This is a genomic window from Devosia chinhatensis (assembly GCF_000969445.1).
GTDB classification, from domain to species: Bacteria; Pseudomonadota; Alphaproteobacteria; order Rhizobiales; family Devosiaceae; genus Devosia; species Devosia chinhatensis.
Map to the genome: position 1 here is coordinate 1,772,049 of NZ_JZEY01000054.1, position 21,192 is coordinate 1,793,240.

21 protein-coding genes are annotated in these 21,192 nt (G+C 63.1%); 15 read left to right on the forward strand and 6 right to left on the reverse strand.

Annotated elements, in window-relative coordinates; genetic code table 11:
• Positions 1 to 35 precede the first annotated feature (35 nt).
• From VE26_RS08640 to VE26_RS08655, 4 genes are read right to left on the reverse strand one after another with little or no spacing between them, the layout of a single operon-like run.
• On the reverse strand, positions 36 to 2,111 hold the full coding sequence (locus VE26_RS08640) for an alpha-amylase family protein (protein ID WP_046104572.1): 2,076 nt from the start codon (positions 2,109 to 2,111) through the stop codon (positions 36 to 38).
• Positions 2,101 to 3,138: an ABC transporter ATP-binding protein gene (locus VE26_RS08645; protein ID WP_046104573.1), complete on the reverse strand. Its 1,038-nt coding sequence runs from the start codon at positions 3,136 to 3,138 to the stop codon at positions 2,101 to 2,103. The genes VE26_RS08640 and VE26_RS08645 overlap by 11 nt, the downstream gene beginning before the upstream one ends.
• Positions 3,135 to 4,169, reverse strand: a complete 1,035-nt coding sequence (locus VE26_RS08650) for an ABC transporter ATP-binding protein (RefSeq protein WP_046104574.1) — start codon at positions 4,167 to 4,169, stop codon at positions 3,135 to 3,137. Before VE26_RS08650 ends, VE26_RS08645 begins: the two co-directional genes overlap by 4 nt.
• On the reverse strand, positions 4,166 to 5,290 hold the full coding sequence (locus VE26_RS08655; RefSeq protein WP_046105181.1) for an ABC transporter permease: 1,125 nt from the start codon (positions 5,288 to 5,290) through the stop codon (positions 4,166 to 4,168). The genes VE26_RS08650 and VE26_RS08655 overlap by 4 nt, the downstream gene beginning before the upstream one ends.
• A gap of 370 nt (positions 5,291 to 5,660) precedes the next feature.
• Here VE26_RS08655 and VE26_RS08660 point away from each other — a divergent pair, with 370 nt between their 5' ends.
• Genes VE26_RS08660 through VE26_RS08675 form a run of 4 tightly spaced genes read left to right on the forward strand, consistent with a single transcriptional unit; the run spans position 5,661 to position 9,597 of the window.
• Positions 5,661 to 6,710: a LacI family DNA-binding transcriptional regulator gene (locus tag VE26_RS08660; protein WP_046104575.1), complete on the forward strand. Its 1,050-nt coding sequence runs from the start codon at positions 5,661 to 5,663 to the stop codon at positions 6,708 to 6,710.
• A gap of 3 nt (positions 6,711 to 6,713) precedes the next feature.
• Complete coding sequence (locus VE26_RS08665; protein ID WP_046104576.1) at positions 6,714 to 7,667, forward strand: D-2-hydroxyacid dehydrogenase; 954 nt, start codon at positions 6,714 to 6,716, stop codon at positions 7,665 to 7,667.
• A 20-nt stretch (positions 7,668 to 7,687) separates the two neighbouring features.
• Positions 7,688 to 8,560, forward strand: coding sequence for a 2-hydroxy-3-oxopropionate reductase (locus VE26_RS08670; protein ID WP_046104577.1), 873 nt, complete (start codon positions 7,688 to 7,690; stop codon positions 8,558 to 8,560).
• Between the two features lie 35 nt (positions 8,561 to 8,595).
• Positions 8,596 to 9,597: a LacI family DNA-binding transcriptional regulator gene (locus VE26_RS08675; RefSeq protein WP_046104578.1), complete on the forward strand. Its 1,002-nt coding sequence runs from the start codon at positions 8,596 to 8,598 to the stop codon at positions 9,595 to 9,597.
• 110 nt (positions 9,598 to 9,707) lie between these two features.
• On the opposite strand, the gene VE26_RS08680 is transcribed toward VE26_RS08675, so the two are convergent.
• Positions 9,708 to 11,870: a TonB-dependent receptor domain-containing protein gene (locus VE26_RS08680; RefSeq protein ID WP_152658769.1), complete on the reverse strand. Its 2,163-nt coding sequence runs from the start codon at positions 11,868 to 11,870 to the stop codon at positions 9,708 to 9,710.
• A 191-nt stretch (positions 11,871 to 12,061) separates the two neighbouring features.
• Here VE26_RS08680 and hemP point away from each other — a divergent pair, with 191 nt between their 5' ends.
• The 11 genes from hemP to VE26_RS08735 all read left to right on the forward strand — a co-directional run bounded on the left by hemP (position 12,062) and on the right by VE26_RS08735 (position 20,792).
• Positions 12,062 to 12,211, forward strand: a complete 150-nt coding sequence (gene hemP, locus VE26_RS08685) for a hemin uptake protein HemP (RefSeq protein WP_152658770.1) — start codon at positions 12,062 to 12,064, stop codon at positions 12,209 to 12,211.
• Positions 12,212 to 12,227: 16 nt separating this feature from the next.
• Positions 12,228 to 13,271 (forward strand): hemin-degrading factor, encoded by a 1,044-nt coding sequence (locus tag VE26_RS08690; RefSeq protein ID WP_046104581.1) that lies wholly within the window; start codon positions 12,228 to 12,230, stop codon positions 13,269 to 13,271.
• Positions 13,272 to 13,279: 8 nt separating this feature from the next.
• Entirely contained in the window at positions 13,280 to 14,146 is an 867-nt protein-coding gene (locus tag VE26_RS08695) for a heme/hemin ABC transporter substrate-binding protein (RefSeq protein WP_046104582.1), read from the forward strand.
• 9 nt (positions 14,147 to 14,155) lie between these two features.
• Positions 14,156 to 15,256, forward strand: a complete 1,101-nt coding sequence (locus tag VE26_RS08700; protein ID WP_046104583.1) for a FecCD family ABC transporter permease — start codon at positions 14,156 to 14,158, stop codon at positions 15,254 to 15,256.
• A 4-nt stretch (positions 15,257 to 15,260) separates the two neighbouring features.
• Positions 15,261 to 16,079 (forward strand): heme ABC transporter ATP-binding protein, encoded by an 819-nt coding sequence (locus VE26_RS08705; protein WP_046104584.1) that lies wholly within the window; start codon positions 15,261 to 15,263, stop codon positions 16,077 to 16,079.
• The gene (locus tag VE26_RS08710) at positions 16,080 to 16,502 is read left to right on the forward strand and encodes a hypothetical protein (protein WP_046104585.1); all 423 of its coding nucleotides are present in this window, start codon (positions 16,080 to 16,082) and stop codon (positions 16,500 to 16,502) included.
• A 4-nt stretch (positions 16,503 to 16,506) separates the two neighbouring features.
• On the forward strand, positions 16,507 to 17,196 hold the full coding sequence (tolQ, locus tag VE26_RS08715; RefSeq protein ID WP_046104586.1) for a protein TolQ: 690 nt from the start codon (positions 16,507 to 16,509) through the stop codon (positions 17,194 to 17,196).
• On the forward strand, positions 17,196 to 17,645 hold the full coding sequence (locus tag VE26_RS08720; RefSeq protein WP_046104587.1) for an ExbD/TolR family protein: 450 nt from the start codon (positions 17,196 to 17,198) through the stop codon (positions 17,643 to 17,645). The genes tolQ and VE26_RS08720 overlap by 1 nt, the downstream gene beginning before the upstream one ends.
• Positions 17,646 to 18,569: a cell envelope integrity protein TolA gene (gene tolA, locus VE26_RS08725; protein ID WP_046104588.1), complete on the forward strand. Its 924-nt coding sequence runs from the start codon at positions 17,646 to 17,648 to the stop codon at positions 18,567 to 18,569.
• 183 nt (positions 18,570 to 18,752) lie between these two features.
• Positions 18,753 to 19,748 (forward strand): AraD1 family protein, encoded by a 996-nt coding sequence (gene araD1, locus VE26_RS08730; protein WP_046105182.1) that lies wholly within the window; start codon positions 18,753 to 18,755, stop codon positions 19,746 to 19,748.
• A 30-nt stretch (positions 19,749 to 19,778) separates the two neighbouring features.
• Positions 19,779 to 20,792, forward strand: coding sequence for an aldo/keto reductase (locus VE26_RS08735; protein ID WP_046104589.1), 1,014 nt, complete (start codon positions 19,779 to 19,781; stop codon positions 20,790 to 20,792).
• Here the strand turns inward: VE26_RS08735 and VE26_RS08740 are convergent, their stop codons facing one another.
• Entirely contained in the window at positions 20,793 to 21,188 is a 396-nt protein-coding gene (locus tag VE26_RS08740) for a DUF2237 family protein (RefSeq protein ID WP_046104590.1), read from the reverse strand.
• Positions 21,189 to 21,192: the final 4 nt, after the last annotated feature.

Genomic DNA, 21,192 nt, shown 5'->3' on the forward strand with positions numbered 1-21,192 from the left:
GTGGAATTGGCTTCCACTCGTCCTTTGTTTGCTGGTCAGGCCGGTGCGAACTCGACGGCCTCGAAGGCCTCGACGGGCGGCAGGTCGAACCACACATAGCCCTCGCTGTCCGCCGGGCCCTCTGCGGCTACGCTCTGGCCCGAGACCAGCGCCCTGCCATTAGCGCCGGCGCCGCGGACGCCGAGGCGCAGGCCATGCAAAGCCGGCGCATCTTCATAGAGATTGTTGCGCTGGCCACCAAAATTGACGAGGTGGACCAGGATATTGCCCGATGCCTGCTGGCGCTGGATGGTGAGCTCGATCGAGCCCCGACCCTTCACCTTTACCGGTGCGGGCGCGATGTGACGCAGGATCAGATCGGTCAGGAAGACGCGGGTATCGGGCAAGCTGTCGCGGTAATAGAGCGCGTCGGCATGCCAGGGCGCGTAGATGGCCTTGCCCTTACCATGAGCGCCCACCAGCGCACCGGGCAGGGTGCTCTCGAAATCGGGGAAGCACAATTCGGGCGGGCCGAAACGCTGCGGCGGCAGAAGGGTCAGGACAGTCTCCGCACCCGATGCGGGAGTGGCGACATAGTAATCCTCGTCCAGCATCAGAAGGCCCACGCCGGGCAGCGGCAATTCGCCATCTGCAATGCGGAAATAGGAGCCCTTCATGTTCTTGCGCTGCATGGGCAGGCCCTCGACGGGGACCGAGGCAAGGGCGACTCTCTCGCGCCGGTTGCCGCGTGCGTCGTAAAAACCGGTTTCGCCCGTCACCAGCAGCACGCCACCCTTGGATACCCAGGTGTCGATGGCCTTGGCTTCAGCATCGGACAGGCAGGTGATATTGGGCATGACGATGGCCTCATAGGCCTCGAGCGCCTTGATCCCATCCTCATCGACGATCTCGTCGGAGACGAAATCGAAGGGCAGCCGCGCCTCGACCAGCGCGCGATAGGCGCCGCGAAACGCGTCGGCTGCGGTCGTGCGGCTGGCGGTGCGGCCGCGATACATGCCGGACTTGTGCGAGGAATAGAGTGCGATCTTTGCGCCGCTCGAGAGGCCCTTGTAGCTCTGCTCGTTGTCTCGGTGCCACTTGAAGAGGCGCGAGGTGTCCGGGAAAGCTTTTCTGTCATCCTGATCCATGACGCCGAGCAGGTAGAAGTCGAGCGTGGCGCCATTGGCAAGCTGCTGGGCGGCGCGGGCGAGCTGGTAAGCTCCGGTTTCGGAGGTGAAGCGCCAGGCATAGTCGATGAAATTGGCGGAGGTGGAGGACATGGTCTTGCCCCGCCCATAGGCCCTGCCCCATCGCGCCTGCTCGCCGGCCTGATAGGCCCATTCCGGCTGCGGCCGCTCGAGCGCACGCTGCGTTTCCATGCGGATGAGATCGCTGTCGCCGCGATAGCCGGTCATGGCGACCTTGGGGGCAACCTGCTTGATGTGTTTATAGACCTTCGAGCGCAGCTCGAGGGCCGTGCGATCCTTAAACTCGAGATAGTCGGCATAGGAAGGATCGGAAAAGTCCTCCTTCAGCGGCAGCGCCTTGCCATACATGTCATGGAAACGGCGCTGGCAATTGGCGCAGGCACAGGTGCCGAAATACTCGCCCGAATAGTTGAAGTTCGTGTAGCCGAACATGTTGAAGAACACGCCGTCGACATCGTACTTGCCCAGCGATTCCGAGATGATCTGGAGCGCATAGTCCTGATACCAGCCCCCGTTCACGCAGGCCTGGTAGGTGCCGTTATATTCAAGGCTTTCACCCCTGGCATTGTGAACGAACCAGTCCGGATGCGCCTCATAGGCAATGCGGGTGGCCTTGGACATGTCGAACCGTCCAACCAGGGCCAACCCTTCGGAATGCGCCGCCTCGATGGCATCGCCCAGCGCATCGCCTTTCATATAAGGATTGACGGCGTGCAGCTCGAGCCTGGTCGGATAGAACGCAAAGATGCCGCCGATATTATAGAGCAGCACATCGGCGCCGAAATCCTTGACCTGCCGGGCCAGCATCTTCTGGTCCACCAGCGCGTCCGGCTGGCGCAGATTGGTCTGGATCATGCGGTAGGGACGCTGCCACCAGGTCTTGGTGTCGGTGCTGGCCGATCCCTGTTCATGTTCATGCAGCATCTTTGCTCACTCCCTCTAGGTCGAGACGTTCGGCGTGGTGGCAGGCGACCTGACTGGCGCCAACACCGCGCAATTGCGGGTCCTCCTGGCGGCAGAGATCGGTGGCGAAAGGACAGCGTGGATGAAAGGCGCAGCCCGGAGGTCGATTGGATGGATCGGCGACTTCACCGCGCAGGCGCATTTGCTTGCGCGTCTTGGCCAGCCTCGGATCGGGCCGAGGAACCGAGGCCAGAAGCGCCGCCGTATAGGGATGGCGCGGCCTGGCAAAAAGCGGCTCGGTTTCGGCCAGTTCGACCACCCGGCCGGCATACATCACCGCCACACGGTCGGAGATATATTCGACGACGCTGAGGTCATGGCTGATGAACACATAGGTCAGCTCAAGCTCTTCCTGCAGATCCTGCATCAGGTTGAGCGTCTGCGCCTGGATCGAGACGTCGAGCGCCGAGACGCATTCGTCGGCAACGACGAGCTTCGGATGCACAGCCAGCGCTCGTGCGATGCCGATGCGCTGCCGTTCGCCGCCGGAAAAGGCGTATGGAAAGCGCGACATATATTCCGATTGCAACCCGACCTTGGCCAGCAGCCTGGCGACACGATCCTTGACCTCGGCTTCGCTGAGCGCGCCAAAATTGCGCAGCGACTCTCCGATGATGTCGATGACCCGTCGCCGTGGGTTGAGCGAGGCAAAGGGGTCCTGGAAGATCATGCGGATATCGGAGCGATAGGGCCGCAATTCGGTTTCGCTGAGATGCGCGATGTCGGCGCCATCCCCCTTGCCGAAGTATTCGATAGTGCCGTGGGTCGGCTCGAGCACGCGCACGAGGCTCTGCCCGAACGTGGTCTTGCCGCAACCGCTTTCTCCGACGATGGAGAGAGTTTCGCCCGCACGGATATCGAGGCTGATGCCATCGACGGCCTTCACATGCCCCACCGTGCGCTTGAGCACGCCGCGCTTGATCGGGAAATGCACCTTGACGTCCGTCGCGCGCATCAGCAGGGCACCATTAGTCACCGGGGACGTCATGCGCTCACCTCCAGGTCCTCGATGATGGCGGGGTCGCGCATGTGGCAGGCGACGATGTGACCGGGCTCAAGCTCCAGATGTCGCGGGTCTTTGACGTCGCAGAGACCGGCCCGTGCCTCGGGACATCTTGTGTTGAACGGACAGCCGGCAGGCCGGTTGAGCGGATGAGGCACCATGCCTTCGATGGCATGGAGGCGCTGGCCGCGTGCCCGGCGCGCGCCGAGCTTTGGAATGGAAGAGAGCAATGCCTGCGTATAGGGATGCTGCGGATTGTAGAAGATGTCCTCCGCACTCCCCCGCTCCACCACCCGGCCCAGATAGACCACCGCCACACTGTCGGCGATCTCGGCCACCACGCCCAGGTCATGGGTGATGAAGATCATGCCCATGCCGAATTCCTTCTGGAGCTCGGCGATGAGGTCGAGAATGTTGGCCTGTGTCGTGACGTCGAGCGCCGTTGTCGGTTCGTCGGCAATCAGCAAGGCGGGGCGGCAGGCCAAAGCCATGGCGATCATCACGCGTTGACGCATGCCGCCGGAGAGCTCGAACGGATAGTTTTGCAGGCGCTCTTTGGGGTTGGGGATGCCGACCCGGTCCAGCGCCTCGATCGCCCGGTCAATGGCCGCTTTCTTGCCGATGGGATGGTGCAGCAGGATCTTTTCGATCAACTGGCTGCCGACGCTATGGACGGGCGAGAGCGAATTCATCGGCTCCTGGAAGATCATGGCGATGTCGCGGCCGCGAATGGCGCGGATCGGCTTGCCTTTCGGGTCGAGCCTGGCGATATCCACCGGCTCCTGGCCGGGGCGGCGGAAGATCATTTCACCGTCGGTTACCCGGCCGGGCGAAGACACGATCTGGAGCATGGAGCGGGCCATCATCGACTTGCCCGAGCCGCTTTCACCCACGATGCAGAGCGTCTTGCCGGCCTCGACGTCGAGATCGACACCGTCGACTGCACGGATGACGCCCTCGCGCAGCGCGAATTGCACCTTGAGGTCCTTGATCGAGAGAAGGGGCTCGCTGGTCATGAATAGGGATCCGCAGCATCGCGCAAGCCATCGCCCAGGAAGTTGAGGCAAAGCACGGTAATGATGACAAGGAAGCCGGGCAGCAGCAGCCAGGGCGCTTCAGCCAGCGAGCGGATGTTCTGCGCCTCCTGCAACAGCACGCCCCAGCTGACCACCGGCGGGCGCAGGCCGATGCCGAGGAAGGAAAGCGAGGTCTCGGCGATGATCATGGCCGGGATTGCCAGGGTCACCGACGCGATGATGTGCGAGACGAAGCCGGGGACGAGATGGCGCCCGATAATGGTCATCTGGCTGGTGCCATCGAGCCGCGCCGCCACCACGAAGGGCTCGTTGCGCCAGCTCATGAACCGGCCACGCACTTCGCGCGCCAGCGACGTCCAGCCGATCAGCGAGATGATGATGGTTATGATCAGATAGACCAGCACCGGCGACCAGGTGACCGGAATGGCGGCGGCCAGCCCCATCCAGAGCGGAATGGTCGGCACCGACATGATGAACTCGATGACGCGCTGGATGATATTGTCGATGGCGCCGCCGAAATAACCGGAAATGCCGCCAAGGATGACGCCGAGCACCAGGCTGATGGCCACGCCGATCAGCCCGATCGAGGTCGATACCCGCGTGCCATAGACGGTGCGGCTCAAGACGTCGCGCCCAAGACGGTCGGAGCCCATGAGATAGAAGGGATCTTCCGGATTGACCGGCCCGATCAGGTGCCGGTTCATCGGGATCAGCCCCCAGAGCCGATAGGCCTCTCCCTCGACGAAAAAACCCACCGGAATGCGCACGCTCTCGTCGGCGGTGAAGACGCGCCGCAATGTTGCCGGATCGCGCTGGGAGGAGAACCCGGTGACATGCAGGCCGAACTGCGTATTGCCGGCGTCGTCGGTGTAGAACAGCTTGAGCGGCTGCGGCGCCAGCATCGTATAGGCGGAATTGTAATAGTCCGGGGAGCGCGGCGCGACGAACTCGCAGAACGCCCCGACCAGATAGATGAGCCCGATGACATAAAGGCTGATCAACGCCAGCTTGTGCTCGGTAAACTTCATCCAGACCAGCTGGCGCTGCGTGGCCAGGCCGATGGCTGCCGGTTCCGGCTGACGTGTAGCGGTATCAGACACTGTCACGGCAGAAGCCTCGCCAGCGCCAGAGGGGCCAGACATGACACGCTCCTCCTCCCAAGTTCGTGCACGCTTCAAACTGCGTTGTTTGCACAATGTTAGGCTAACGAATACATCATCTCGAAAATGCGTCAATGCCAAATTTGGGCCTGGCCTGTCCCCAAATGCTCCGGAGTGACTAGCGTACCGCAGTAAAATGCATATAAATCAAAGATTAAGTGACCGCTAGGTCAGCATTGCTGATGTTGATAACAAAATAACAAATTCCAGCATCGGGCGTTAATGATTGACACAGATCAACTCCGGACATAACAAATAACAAAACAAACGATAACCGGCAGCGGGAGGGGTGTGCCGATCGGCACCAACCATGGCGCGCGTTACAATTCAGAACATTGCCGATCACCTGGGCATCTCGAAATTCGCGGTGTCGCGGGCACTGACCGGCAAGTCAGGCGTCAGCGAGCAGACACGCCGGCAGGTGCGCGAAGCGGCGGACAGGCTCGGTTACGACCAGCGCCGTCGTGCGCCCCAGAACATCCAGGCCATTGAGGTGATCTTCAAGGATCGCACCACCGCCAACCGCGAGCTCTGGATCGATGTACAGGATGGGGTCGACAGCGAAGCGCAGCGTGCCGGCTATGCGATGACGGTTCGGTGGACATCCGATGTTTCGCTCGTGGAGCGGCTGGCTGCAGACGCTTCGGGGCTGGTGCTGATCGGCCCGCAGAGCGCAGCGATCTTCGAAGCTGTCGATGCCGGGCCCACCCCGGCCGTGGTGGTCAATCATGTGGTGCCACCCTTGCTGGCGCTCGACCAGATCAGCGCCACCGACGTGGAGGCCGGCGTCTATGTCGCCCGCTATCTGGCGAGGCTCGGGCATCGCAAGGTCGTCTACGCCCATGGTCGCCTCGGCTATCCGGGACGAATTGCACGTATGCGCGGCTTTGCCGAAGCGATCGACGCCATCGAGGGCATGGAAGTGCGCGAGGTGGCCTTTTCCGACGATCAGGCCGCCGACGATCTGCGCGAGGCGATTTTCGCCATGATCGAGGACGGCTTCGAGCCCACCGCCTTTTTCTGCGGCAGCGACGGCGTGGCCGTCACGGTGCTGTCCGAACTGATGCGCATGGGCCTGCGCATTCCCGAAGACGTCTCGGTGGTGGGCCATGCCGATTACAGCATCGCCACACAGATTTCCCCGCAACTGACCACGGTTCACATGCCCCACAGGCAGATGGGCGTGGCCGCGGTACGCCTGTTGCTGGGCCGCGCCAATGACAGCCCGGAGCTGGAAGGCCTGCCGCCGCAGCGCGTCAATCTCGTACCCCATCTCGTCGAGCGGCAATCTTCCGGCCCGGCCCCGAGCCGATCCTGGCGCGGGCGGTTGCGCCAGCTCATGACCGATCCAGGCGAATAAATCATGCCCCGTACAGAGCCCACTATCCTCGTCAGTGCCGATGTCGCCGCCGAACGACTTGCCGACATCGCTGCGGCAGCGCCTGGCGCCACGATCCTGCACGGGAACGACGGCGCCAGCTTCGAGCGTCATCTGCCTCAGGCCCAGATCGTCGCGGGGTCTGTCCCGCAGCGCGTGCTGGCGCAGGCGGAACACCTGAAATGGGTGCACAGCTGGGCAGCGGGCCCGGACCATCAGCTCTATCCCGAATTTGCCGCACACACAGCCATGCTGACCTCTTCGGCAGGCAATGGCGCGGTGCCCCTGGCCGAGCATGCCATGATGCTGATGCTCATGCTCAACCGGAACGCCCTGCGCTGGATCGATAGCCAGCGCGCACACAGATGGGATCGCTTCACCCATGCAGAACTCAACGGCCTGACGCTCGGGATCATCGGAGCCGGCCATTCGGGCACGGATCTGGCGCTCAAGGCCAAGGCTTTTCACATGCGGGTGCTGGGCTTGCGCCGCTCCGACCGCCCTGCCCCAAATTTCGATCAGTTCTTCCAGCGCGAGCAATTGCACGCAATGCTGGAGCAATGCGATTTCGTTGTGGTGACCGCGCCGCTAACGCCGGAAACCAAAGGTATGATCGATAAGGCGGCCTTGGCGGCAATGAAGCCATCCGCCTTTATCGTCTGCTTTTCGCGCGGCGGCATCATCGACGATGCAGCCCTGCTTTCAGCGCTGCAGGACGGCCGCCTCGCAGGCGCCGGACTGGATGCGCACGGACAGGAGCCGCTGCCGGCCGAAAGCCCCTTCTGGGACCTGCCGAACACTCTCATCACACCCCATAACGGGGCCACCACCGAGGCCACGCGGGAGCGCGGCTTCGCCATCTTTCTCGACAACCTCCGCCGCTATGTCGCCGGGCGCGACGACTTCGTCAATCGCGTGGACAAGGCGGCGGGATATTGAGCCTCGCGCAGGAGAAACACATGATCGGATTTATCGGGCTGGGCGTCATGGGCCGTCCCATGGCGGAGCATCTCATCACCGCGGGACATAAGGTTGCGCTGTACCGCGTAAAGCCCGCCAGCCAGTTTCTGGTCGATAAGGGCGGCATTGCGCTCGACAATGCCCGCGCGGTTGCCGAAGCCTCCGACATCGTCATCCTGATGCTTCCCGACACGCCCGATGTCGAAGACGTGCTATTTGGTGCCGATGGCGTTGCCGAGGGCTTGTCGGCCGGCAAACTGGTGATCGACATGAGTTCGATTTCACCGATGGCCACGAGGACGTTCGCCGAGCGATTGAAACAAAAGGGCGTTGGCTATCTCGATGCGCCGGTGTCGGGCGGCGAAATGGGCGCGAAGAACGCCGCGCTCACCATCATGGTGGGCGGCGAACAGACCGATTTCGAGCGGGCGCTGCCCCTGCTGGAAATCATGGGCAAGTCGATCACCCATATCGGCGGCGTTGGGGACGGGCAGACGGCGAAGGTCGCCAACCAGATTATCGTGGGCCTCACCATAGAGGCCGTGGCCGAGGCGCTGCTTTTTGCCAGACGGGCTGGCGCCGATGTGGCAAAGGTCCGCGAAGCGCTGATGGGCGGATTTGCGGCGTCGCGTATTCTGGAAGTGCATGGCCAGCGGATGATCGATGAAACATTCGATCCAGGCTTTCGCATTCGCCTGCATCGCAAGGACCTGTCGCTGGCCGCCGATGCGGCCAAGGCGCTGAACCTGGCCCTGCCCAATACGGCGATGACACAGCAATTGATGAACGCTGCGCTTGCCATTGGGCTTGGGGATAAGGACCATTCGGCCCTGATCGCGGCGCTCGACCATCTTTCTGCGCCGGGCAAGTAGCCCTATAAACAGTCCCTGGTTCTACGGGGAAATGCATGGCGCGCGTGACGGTTCAGGCCATTGCCGACAGGCTGGGCATTTCCAAATTTGCCGTCTCACGCGCGCTGAGCGGACATTCCGGCGTCAGCGATGCCACCCGCGCCGCAGTCGTCGAGATGGCCGAGGCCCTCGGCTATATCCCGCGCGCACGGGCGGCCGCGCCGGTCCACGTCGAAATTCTCTACCACGACCTGCGCTCCATGTACCGGGAGCTCTGGAGCCATGTTCAGGCCGGAGCGCAGATGGAAGGCGCCAAGCGCGGTGTGACCACCACGGCGCGCTGGACCGATGACCCGGGCCTGATCGCCCAATTGGCGGCCGAAACGGACGGCATCATGCTTATCGGCCCGCATGGCGACGACATGCTCGATGCCGTCCGCACCTCCGGGTTGCCCTGTGTACGCATCGGGGGCCCCCTGCCACCGCTTGAACCCATGGATCACGTCGCCGGCGCAGACCGTGAAGGCTCCGCCAGGCTCGCCGCCCATCTTGCTTCGGCCGGTCACCGCCGCTTCATCTATGTGCACGGCCAATCGGGCCTGGCCGGCCGCATTCTCCGCTGCGAGGCGCTGCGAGATTTTGCCGAGACGGTCGAGGGCATGGAAGTCGAGGAAATCGGTTTTTCAGAGGACAGCGCCGCTGTCGAATTCCGCCAGGCGATGGAGGCCCTGTTTGCCCGCAGCTATCAGCCCACCGCCTATGTCTGCGGCAATGACATGGTGGCGGTGATGGTCATGTCGGAGCTGATGCGCATGGGCATATCCGTACCGCAGCAGGCCGCCGTCACCGGATTTGGCGACTATACCGTGGCCAGCCAGATGTCCCCCGGCATCACCACCGTGCGGGTGCCGTATCAGAAGATGGGTATCGCCGCCTTGCGCCTGCTGGCCTCCCGGATCGGGCCTGACGGGATCGTCAACGATTTGCCGCCCCAAAGATTGGGCCTGATCGGTGAACTGGTCATCCGCGGCTCCACTGAGCGGTCGCGAGACGGCTAAAGAGGACGGTGGTGAACGCCGCGTCGGAGAGGCAAGCGGCCACGTCTGCACGCGGCCGCTCCAACCATGTTGATCAAGAGTGTGAGGCCCGCAGCGGGCCGCGTACCAGCTTAATAGTCGAACTGCTTGGAGAGGCTGAGTTTGAAGGTTCGCCCGGTCGAGCGGTCTGAAGAAAGATTCTCGCGGTAATCGGCATTGAGGACATTGTCGATACCAGCCTGGATCTGAGTACCAGCGAGCGGTCCGCTCTGCGGCTTCCAGCTGGCGAAGAGATCGAGCGTGCCGAAACCCACTGCCGGACCGTCGGCCACGACCTGACCTTGCTGGATGATAGGGGCCACATAGCGCCCGAGATCGGCCAGGGTAAGACGAGCGCCATAGTCGAGGCCGAACTCTTCCTGCTTGAGGCCAATTGTGGCGACCACCTTGCTCTGCGGCACGGTGTTGAGCGGCATATTGGTAACCAGATTGTCGCCGATCGTCGCCGAATAGGCCAGGTTGGCGTAGAACCATTCACTGTCATAAGCGCCTTCGATTTCGAGGCCATAGATCCGCGCCTTGCCGACATTGCCGTAATAGGGCACGGGCGCAGCCGGCAGGGCCGGCGCAGTGTTGGACACAATCAGATCCGTCAGATCGCTATAAAAGGCCGTCGTCTTGATGCTTGCCACATCTCCCGACCTGAATAGATCCTGGGTCGAGATCGTCAGGCCACCCTCGACGGTGTTGGCCATTTCCTTGCGGAGGTTGAGGCTGGCCGTCTTGGCCGTCGACCCTCGTGCCGGCGCTGCAACCGAATAGAGCTCGTCGATCGTGGGCAGACGTTCCGTGTGAGCCACAGAACCGAACACACCAAAAGTGTCGTTGATCTGGTAGAGCGCCGATAATTTCGGTGAGAAGGCGGTGTCGGCACTCTCTGGTAGCCCGGTGGTGGAGTTCACCCAATGCGTGTCGGTGCGCGCACCGGCAATCAGGGTCAGCCGCTCATCCCAGATGAATTCGTTCTGCGCAAACAGGCCCAGCTTGCTCTCCGTGCCTTGTGGATGCGCCGGCAGCGCGGCTGCCGTGCCGGGGCGAACTGCCGTTCGATCCTGCGTGGACACAAGGCCACCGAAGGTGAAATAATTTTCAAAGCCCGCGCCGATCCAGTCGACGGTGTTGTCCGCCTGCAGTTGCCAGGTCTTGTACCCATACTGGGTGTCGAGCAGGATGCTGTCCGCCGCCACGTTCTGCGGCGAGGCCGGGCTGACAGGACCGATGACCGTTCGCGGTGCACCCAGCGCATAGCGGTGATTGGTCTGGTCATTGATCGTATTCGAGTAGCTCAGCTGCACATTGAGGTCGACCCAGGGATTATCGGTGGCAGGGTTTTCCCAACGCAACACCGCCGTCTGGTCGAGCACAGCCCGGTCGACGACACCAAATGCCGCCTGCGTGCTGGTCTGGGCGTAAGCCTGGTTGTCGGCGTCGCTGGTCCAGTGCTGATAGGACAAGGTGAGCTTTTGCTCATTGCGGTCGCCGAAATGCGCCGTGCCCTTGACGAGGCCGGAAAGGGTGTCAAAGCCGGACCCGGCGAGCGTCGTCCCCTTGGCCTGGGTCAGATCGTTCTGGCGACGCCAATTGCCGGCTGCCAGCACCTCGAATGTGTCGCTGATCTGCTGCGCGAGGATGGCGGAGGTGACCGTGCCCAGACCGTTGCTCGAAAAGCCGGTCTTGACGTTGAGCGCGCCGGTATAGCCGTCGCGGATGAAGTCCGAGGCGTCCTTGGTCGTGAAGTTGATAACGCCCCCCAGGGCACCGGCGCCGTATAGCGTTGCCGATGCCGGGCCACGCAAAACCTCGACCTGCTTATAGAGCTCGGGATCGGAGAAGAACGAGCCCATCCGGTATTGCTCGTTGAATTTGGGCGTCCCATCCACATTGACGACCACGCGGGACCCGTCCGACGAATTCTCGGTCGTGCCGATGCCCCGGATATTGAAGGCTTCACCGAACTGGCGTTCGCTGCCGACGATGGTGACGCCTGGAACGCTCTTGAAGATTTCGCCCGTGGTCGTGGCCTGCAGCAGGTCGATATCGGCCTGTTCCAGCACCGTCACGGCTTGCGGCGTATCGATCGCCACCTTGGGGACGCCGAGGCCGATCACCAGCCGCTCGAGCAGCGTGATGTTCGTCGCATTGATGTTCTGCTGTGCCGCAGCGCCCTGCACCACACCCATTCCAAGCGCGACGCCGCACATCAATGCGACGCCACGCGACCTAACCAGCCCCATGTCATTCTCCAATTGTTTTTCGAGTTGGCTGGCTGGCGTCGGCTGGCTGGCTAAAGGTGACAATTAAAATCACCTATTGCGCCTGCTACATAATATGGCTATTGGAGTCAAGTTTTCTGATCCACAGACATCATCGTTTGTGGTCACAGCAAGCCACTGTTTTCAAACGTCAAAAGGTCACCGACGTCGCCATGTCAGAGTCCCAGAACGATAATTTCCAGCCGCGCTCCATCGCTGCGGAAGACCTGTTCAAGGGCGCGACAGAGGTCATCGTCTGGCATGCCGGCGTGCCGTATCGGTTGCGGGTGACCCGCAACGACAAGCTCATTCTCACCAAATAGGCGTCACCTCTTCACCATGCGCAAAACCCCTCAAGAGATCCGCGACCTGCGGGCCAAGCACCCCGAAATGCGCGAGCGCGATTTCGCCCGCATCCATTCCATCTCCGAAGCCGAACTGGTCGCCGCTGAAGTGGGACGCAGTGCCGTCCGCCTGAGGCCGGACGTGGAGGTTCTTCTCAATGGCCTGACCGCCGTCGGCGAAGTCATGGCGCTGACGCGCAACGAAAGCGCGGTGCACGAGAAGATCGGGCCCTACGAAAAGATCGTTACCGGGCCGATGGCATCGATGGTTCTGGGCGAGCAGATCGACCTGCGCATTTTTCCCAAGCGCTGGGCCCATGGCTATGCCGTGGAAAAGACCAATGACGACGGCACAGTCCGGCGGTCGCTGCAGTTTTTCGATGCCCAGGGCATGGCCGCGCACAAGGTCCACGCCCGTCCGGCGACGGACCTCGAAGCCTGGTCCCTTCTGGTCGAGAATCTCCGCCATCCTGAACAGAGCGATAGGATTGCCGTGTCGCAGCCCACAGTGGCCGAGGCCCTGGGAGACCCTGCAAGCCTTGCCAGCCTGCGCGAACACTGGGCAGCGATGACCGACACGCACCAATTCTTCCCCATGCTGCGCAAGCTCAACCTGCCCCGCCTCGATGCACTGGAAATGGTGGGCGAGGACTATGCCTGGCAGCTCGACCACGCCGCCGTCAAATGCCTCTTCGACCAGTCGGCTGCCGGGCAATTGCCGATCATGGTCTTTGTGGGGAACCATGCCTGCATCCAGATCCATGCCGGGCCGATCAGCAAGGTTGCGCCCATGGGCCCTTGGCTCAACGTCATGGATGAGACCTTCCACCTTCACCTGCGGCTCGACCAGGTCGTCTCTGCCTGGGCCGTGCGCAAGCCAACGGCCGATGGCCATGTCACCTCGGTCGAACTCTATGACGCCGACCGCGAGCTGATCATCCAGTTCTTCGGGCAACGCCAGGAGGGCACCGACGAACGTGCGCCCTGGCGCAGCCTCGTCGAGACGCTGCCGCTCCATTCCACCTCCAACGCTGCGTGAACAGAACCATGCGCTTTCCCATCGCCGCCCTGGCGCTCGCCGCCTACCTTGCACTCCCCAATGTGGCTTCTGCTCAGGAGCTGACGGCCTTTGCCGACACATCGCGCCTTGTGTCCATCGGCGGCTCGCTGACCGAAATCATCTATGCGCTGGGAGAGGACGGCCGCCTAGTCGCCCGTGACCAGACCGCCACTTACCCCGAGGCCGTCACCGCGCTTCCCGATGTGGGCTATATGCGTCAGCTGGCGCCCGAAGGCGTCTTGTCCGTCAGCCCTACCGCCCTGCTCGTGCTCGAGGGAAGCGGGCCGCCCGATGCACTCGATGTACTGTCCCATGCCGGCGTCGCCTACCAGACCGTGCCGGAAAGCTACTCGGCCGAGGGCGTTTTGGCCAAGGTGCGCGCCGTGGGTGAGGTCTTGGGCGTTTCCGACAAGGCCGAGGCTCTGGCCGCCGAGCTCGAAACCGAGTTTGCCGCTCTCAAGGAGCAAAATGCCGGCATCACCGAGCCAAAAAGCGTTCTGTTCATTCTTTCAAATCAGGGCGGCCAGATCCAGGCGTCAGGCACAGGGACTGCCGCCGATGGCATCATCGCGCTGGCCGGCGCCGTCAATGCCGTCACCGATTATCCCGGATACAAGGCGCTCTCGGAAGAAGCGATCACCGAGGCGGCGCCGGACGTCATCGTGATGATGGATCGTGGCGGCGACCATGGGGCTTCCGATGCCGAACTGCTCGAGCATCCGGCCATCGCGCTGACGCCGGCCGGACAGAACAAGGCCATCTACCGTCTCGACGGCGCCTATCTGCTCGGCTTTGGCCCGCGCACGGCCAAGGCGGCCGCCGAGCTCTCCGGCCTTATCTACGGCGAACATTAGGGGACGTCCATGCTGGCGGAACTGTCAGGGGCAGATGCGATAACCGCGCCGGTGCGGGCCGCCGGAGACCGCGCGCACCTGGGCCGGCTATCCATAATCGTGCTGGCTTTCGTGCTGCTGGTGGCCATGGCCCTGTCCATGACCACAGGCGCCTCGGGAGCCTCCGCCTGGTCATTGCTCGGCCACTGGCTCGGCTTTGGGCACGCAGACGCAACCCAGCTCGTGCGTGACCATGCGGTGGTCATCAATATCCGCCTGCCGCGCATGCTCCTGGGCATGCTGATCGGCGCCGGGCTGGCGGTATCTGGCCTTTTGATGCAGGGGCTTTTCCGCAATCCGCTGGCCGATCCGGGCCTCGTCGGCGTGTCGAGCGGTTCGGCGCTTGGCGCAGTCAGCGTCATCGTGCTGGGCACGACCATGTTCGCCCCACTCACCCAGGCTCTGGGCATTTTCACGCTTCCCGCCGCAGCGTTCCTTGGCGGGCTTTTTACCACCGCCATCCTCTATAGGGTCGCGACGCGCGGCGGACAGACCGCAATCGCAACCATGCTTCTGGCCGGCATTGCTCTGGGAGCATTGGCCGGAGCCATTTCGGGCGTCTTGGTCTATGTCGCCAGCGATGCGCAACTGCGCGATCTGACATTCTGGGGCATGGGATCACTAGCGGGCGCCACCTGGATCAAGATCTTCGCCGCTGGTCCCATCATCGTCCTGGCGTTGGTCACATCGTCTTTTCTGGCTAAGGGACTCAATGCCCTGACTTTGGGCGAGGCAACGGCAGCCCATCTCGGTGTCCCGGTCCAGCGTTTCAAGCGCGTTGCCATCCTGGCGGTGGCCGCTGCCACCGGCGCATCGGTGGCGGTCAGCGGCGGCATCGGCTTTGTCGGCATCGTGGTGCCGCATCTGCTGCGCCTGGTGATCGGTCCCGACCACCGCTACCTGCTCCCTGCGACGGCACTTCTTGGAGCCAGCTTCCTGCTGCTGGCCGATGCCCTGAGCCGGACGATCGTTGCCCCAGCGGAACTACCGATCGGCATCGTGACCGCGGCCTTTGGCGGTCCGTTCTTTCTCTGGATCCTGCTGCGGCGCCGCGCCGCCATCGCGTGGTGATGCCATGATCGAGATCGACCACCTGGGCGTGGCGCTCAGCGGCCGCACCATCCTCTCGGATATCAGCTTTGTGGCGCGCGAAGCCAGGTTCACGGCCATTATCGGCCCCAATGGCTCGGGCAAGTCCACCCTGCTCAAGGCTCTTTGCCGCGACCATGCCTATTCTGGCAACATCCGCTTTGACGGGCGCGACCTGCAGGACATGAGCAGCATGGAAGCGGCGACGATCCGTGCCGTGCTGCCGCAATCGAGTACCCTGCCCTTTCCCTTCACGGTCCGCGAAGTGGTCGCTATGGGCATCGGCGCCGGCCGCCCGGGTCCGGTCGGCGAAAGCCTGCGCAGCCTGCCGGAGCGAGCACTGCATAAAGTGGATCTTTCCGGCTTCGGCGCACGCTATTATGGCGACCTTTCCGGGGGTGAACAGCAGCGCGCGCAATTGGCGCGCGTGCTCTGCCAGGTCTGGCAGCCGGTGCTGGATGGCATTCCACGATTCCTGCTTCTCGATGAGCCGGTCTCGAGTCTCGACGTCAAGCATCAGTTGATCGTCATGGATGTCGCCCGCCGCTTTGCCGATGCCGGTGGCGGGGTTCTGGCGGTGCTACACGATCTCAACCTGGCCGCCATGTATGCGGACACCATCATCGCCCTGTCCGGCGGCCGCCTCGCAGCCAGCGGCACGCCCTCGGACGTTTTGACCGACGCCAATATCCAAGCCGTCTTCGCCGCTCCCTTGCGCGTCGGCGTGACGCCACGGCCGAGCCAGCCCTTCGTGCTCCCGCAATCTGCCGGACAATCTTCATCTTCTCACATCCAGGTAGCCTGAATGCGCATCCTCTTTGCCCTTGCGATTGCCGCCACGACAAGCCTTGTGCCTGCCCATGCACAGGAGGCCCTTCCGGCAGGCCTCTCCCTTGAACTGAACGCCGTGCAACCTGCCGATGCGGGCTGCCGATTGACCTTTCTTGCCGTAAACGGCTTCGAGGACACTCTGGAGCGCGCGTCGGTTGAAACCGCCCTCTTTGACAGTGACGGCGCCATCGAGCGCATCGTAACGCTCGATTTCAAGGCTCTGAGCCCCGGCAAGACCAAGGTTCTGCAATTCGAGCTGGCCGGGCTGGATTGTACCAATCTGAGCCGAGTGCTGATCAACGACATCACGGCCTGCGATGGCGAGGGCCTGGCTGCGGACAGCTGCATGCAGGGCCTCGCCACGCACTCGCGCACCAATATCGACTTGGGGGTCTGATCCGATGGAAGCGGCGACACACGACTTCTCCATGATCGGCCTGTTCATGCAGGCCGATTGGGTGGTGAAATCCATCATGATCGGCCTGCTTCTGGCATCGGTCTGGTGTTGGGCCATCATCGCCAACCGCACCGCGACCTTTGCCCGCGCACGCAAACAGATGGGCGAGTTCGACAGAGCCTTTGCGCAAGGACACTCGCTTGAGGAACTGAACCTGCGATTTGGCGCCGAGCATCAAGCCGGACTGGCTGCCGTTCTCCGCGCGGGGCTCGAAGAATGGGACCGCAGCCATGCCGCGCACGCGGCCACGCCCGAAGGCCTCAAGGGACGACTGGAAATCGCGCTCGATCTGGCCGTTGCCGAACAGGCTTCCGCGCTGGAAAAAAGGCTGGGCATCCTCGCAACTGTCGGCAGTGCGGGTCCCTTCATCGGCCTTTTCGGCACCGTGTGGGGCATCATGAACGCTTTTACCGCCATTGCGACGGCGGAAAATACCAGTCTAGCCGTCGTCGCGCCGGGCATTGCCGAAGCCTTGCTGGCCACGGCCCTGGGCCTGCTTGCCGCGATCCCTGCGGTCATTGCCTACAACAAGCTTACGGCCGACGCCGGCAAGCTTACGTTTCGGCTAGGCGCCTTTGCAGACCGGCTATCGGCGTTGCTCTCGCGTCAACTCGATAGCGGTCGGGCCATCTGATGGGCATGGGATCCCTGCCGGGGGGCGGCCGAAACCTGCGCGGTCGGGGCCGCATCGGCGCGCCACCGATCAGCGAGATCAACGTCACCCCGATGGTCGACGTCATGCTGGTGCTGCTAATCGTCTTCATGGTGGCAGCGCCATTGATGACCATGGGCGTACCGATCACCCTTCCCAAAACCGACGCGCAGGCCATGCCGATCGAACGCAAGCCCATTACCGTGACCGTGGCCGCTGACGGCACGCTGAGTATCGACGGAGAGCCGGTCGGCATGGATCGTCTGGTCGCAAGCGTAAGCGCCCTGGCCGTCGAAGGCACCGACGAAAGGCTCTATGTGCGCGGTGACGCCACTGCCGCCTATGGCGCGATCATGGAGGTGATGGGTGCGTTGTCGGCCGCAGGCTATGGCCAGATCGGGCTCATCACCGACCGCAAAGAGGCGCCCTAGATGCGCCTCGCCTTACCGGGATCGGCTCTTGCGCATGCTGGCTGTGTCGCGCTGCTCGGCCTGGGTTTCGTCTGGCCCCAGGCCGACGATGCCGCGGCCCCAGCGCCGGTAACGGTCAACATCATCCCGCTCTCGAACGTGGCCAGCAATGCCACCCAAGTGCTGTCTGCCGACAACACGATCAGCAGCCTTTCGGCCGGAGGGCCGGAGACGATCAGCGAGATGCCGCCCGCCGTGCTGGAACCGGTGATCCGAGAGGCGGAGCCGGTCCGGGCGGAAATTATCGAGGCAGTCACCGCTGATCCGGCCGAGACGGTTCAACTCAGCACAACGGCGGAAAGCCCGGACGCGATACAGCCTTTAACCCCGGCCCGCGTGACGCGACAGCAGGTAATAGACGTCGCGTCCTTGGCGCTGGCAAGCCTTGCCGAAAACCTGGCTCCCATCGAGACCCAGACATTGGTAACGCCGCCCGCCATGCCCACACCGGTTTCGCAACGCCCGCCAGATCGGCCCAGGCCAGCCCCGGAAGAAGCCAGGCCCAGGCCAATAGCGCCTCAGAGAGAAGGCAATGGCGGCGACGGTCAGGCCGACAGCATTGCCTCGGCAGGCGGAACGCCGCCGCAGCAAGCCAATACAGGCACAGGCGGTCAGGCAGAAATTGCCCGCTATCCGAGCCAGGTGATCGGCAAATTGCGCAATGCCATGCGCCGCGGCGGTGACCGGGGCGAGATGATCGTCCGTTTCACCGTGGGCGCCAGCGGCGACCTGCAAGCTGTCAGCGTTGCGCGCAGTTCCGGCAATCCCGTGGTCGACGCGGCCGGCACTGCGCTCGTCCAGCGCGCCGCGCCCTTTCCGCCCATCCCGGCGGCCGCCGCGCGCAACAGCTGGACCTTTGATGTCCCCCTGGCCTTCGGCGGTTGACAAGGACAGGCCAAGCCGCGCGTCGCGTCCACGGCTCCGGAATGCCTGTCGTCCCGACGTGCAGCGTCGCCCGTTCATGCCGGCCGGCGCATAAGTATGATTTTTAGCTGGACAGGCACGGCGGCGATGCGTTTTATGCCGGGCAACCGCCCCGGTGAGGGGTTTCCAGCCGAGGCTTGCGCCATGCATCTGATCCAGTATCTCGATTCCCAGGGAAACCGCGCCGTTGGCGTCACCGAAGGTGGGCAGACCCGCCAGCTGCTGGAGGCTTCCAGCATCTATGATCTGGCCATGGCGGCAACGACGACAATCGGTGGACTGCCGGCCGTGATCGCGACGATGCAGCAGGGCGAGCCCGTCGACAAGGCGGCCTTGCTCGCCGAGGGCCGTATGCTGGCCCCGATCGACCATCCCGATCCCGCCCACATGCATGTCACCGGCACCGGCCTCACCCATCTGGGTTCGGCCGCGACGCGCGACGCCATGCACAAAGCCAATGGCGAAAAGCCCGCCGGCGAGATGACCGATAGCATGAAGATGTTCCGCATGGGCCTTGAAGGTGGCAAGCCTGCTGCCGGCGAACGGGGCGTGCAGCCGGAATGGTTCTACAAGGGCAATGGTCATATCGTGGCCAATCCGGGCCATCCGATCCCATCCCCGTCCTTTGCACTGGACGCTGGTGAAGAGCCCGAAATTGCCGGCATTTACGTCATCGACCAGCACGGCCAGCCACGCCGCCTCGGCTTCACGTTGGGCAATGAATTTTCCGACCACGTGACCGAGCGGGTCAACTATCTCTACCTCGCCCATTCCAAGCTGCGCGCCTGTTCGTTCGGCCCGGAACTGCGCGTCGGCGACCTGCCGCGCCATATCGAGGGCAAATCGCGCATCATCCGCGACGGCGAAGTGGTGTGGGAAAAGCCCTTCCTTTCGGGAGAGGACAATATGAGCCACACCATCGCCAATCTCGAATATCACCACTTCAAATACGAGCTGTTCCGTCAGCGGGGTGACGTGCATGTGCACATGTTCGGTACGGCGACGCTGAGTTTTGCCGACGGCATCTCGACGCGCTCGAACGATATTTTCGAGATCGAGGAAAGCCAGTTCGGCCTGCCGCTGCGCAATCCGGTGCGGGTCGAGGAAGAAAAGCCAGTCATCATCGGCGGCCTCTACTGACCATCCGACAATAGGCGCAAGGAGAGAGCCATGCCAGGTTTCGAAAGGCGCCGCATCGGGCAGACCGACCTCGAGGTCACCACTCTCGGCCTGGGCGGGGCGAGCCTGGCCGGCATCTTCAGCGCCGTTCCCGCCGATCAGGCCCGGGCAACCATCGCCCGGGCGCTCGAGATGGGCATCACCTATGTCGATACGGCCCCTCAATATGGTCTGGGGCTCTCTGAGCACCTCATGGGCGAGGTGTTGCGGGACCAGGCGCGGCGTCCCGTTATTTCCACCAAAGTCGGTCGATTGCTGCGGCCGGTCGCGCCCGCGCGTCAGGACAAGGGCAATTGGGCCCATCCCCTGCCGTTCGACCAACATTACGACTATTCCTATGACGCGGTGATGCGGTCGTTCGAGGACAGCCTGCAACGGCTGGGGCTGGATCGCGTCGATATCGTCTACGTCCACGATATTGGCACCATGACCCATGGCACCGATGACAACAGGCGCCTGTGGGCGCAGCTCGAAAGCGGCGGGTACAAAGCCCTGCGTGAACTTCGCGATGGTGGCGTGGTGCGCGCCATCGGTCTTGGGGTGAACGAGTGGGAAATACTCATGGACGCCTTCGCCCTGGGCGACTGGGACGTGTTCCTGCTGGCGGGGCGCTATACGTTACTCGAGCAGACATCGCTCGAGCCGTTCCTGGCGACCTGCCTCAAGCGGCAGGCCTCGGTGGTGATCGGCGGTCCGTTCAATTCCGGCATCCTGGTCGGCAGCGACACCTTCGACTATGCCAAGGCCCCTGCACATATCGTGACCAAGGTGCGGGCCATCGATGCGATCTGCCGCGACTTCGGCGTGCCCCTGCCCGCCGCCGCCCTGCAATTTCCACTCGCTCATCCTGCTGTCTGCACCGTCCTGCCCGGCCCAAGATCGCCGGCGGAACTCGATGCTATTCTGGACTGGTGGAAAACCCCGATTCCAGATGGCCTCTGGACTGCACTGGCCGACAAAGGCCTGCTGACGCCCGGCACACCGATCCCAGGGGGCACCGCCTGACTAATTGAGATCGAGCGCGTAAGCCTTGAGGATTTCAAGCGGCAGCAAGCCCAGAACCTTCTCGTTGGTGGCACGCAGATAAACGCGCGGTGCCTTGCCCGCCTCGTGGGCCTGTAGCCAGCGCGCGGCCACGAGACACCAGCGATTGCCTGCTACGAGCCCCGGGAAACCGAATTCAGGACGTGGCGTCGAGAGGTCGTTACCGACGCTGGCCGAATAGGCAAGAAAGTCATCGCTTGCGGCGATGCAGACCAGATGCACCGCCGCACTCTCAGGACCCGCGGCGCAATAGCCGGTGCGGAAGAAGCCGGTCAGCGGATCGTTGGAGCAGGGCTGAAGCGTTTCGCCCAGCACATTGCGCTCGTTTGAGCCCTCAAAGCGGGGATGGGCCGTCATGGCC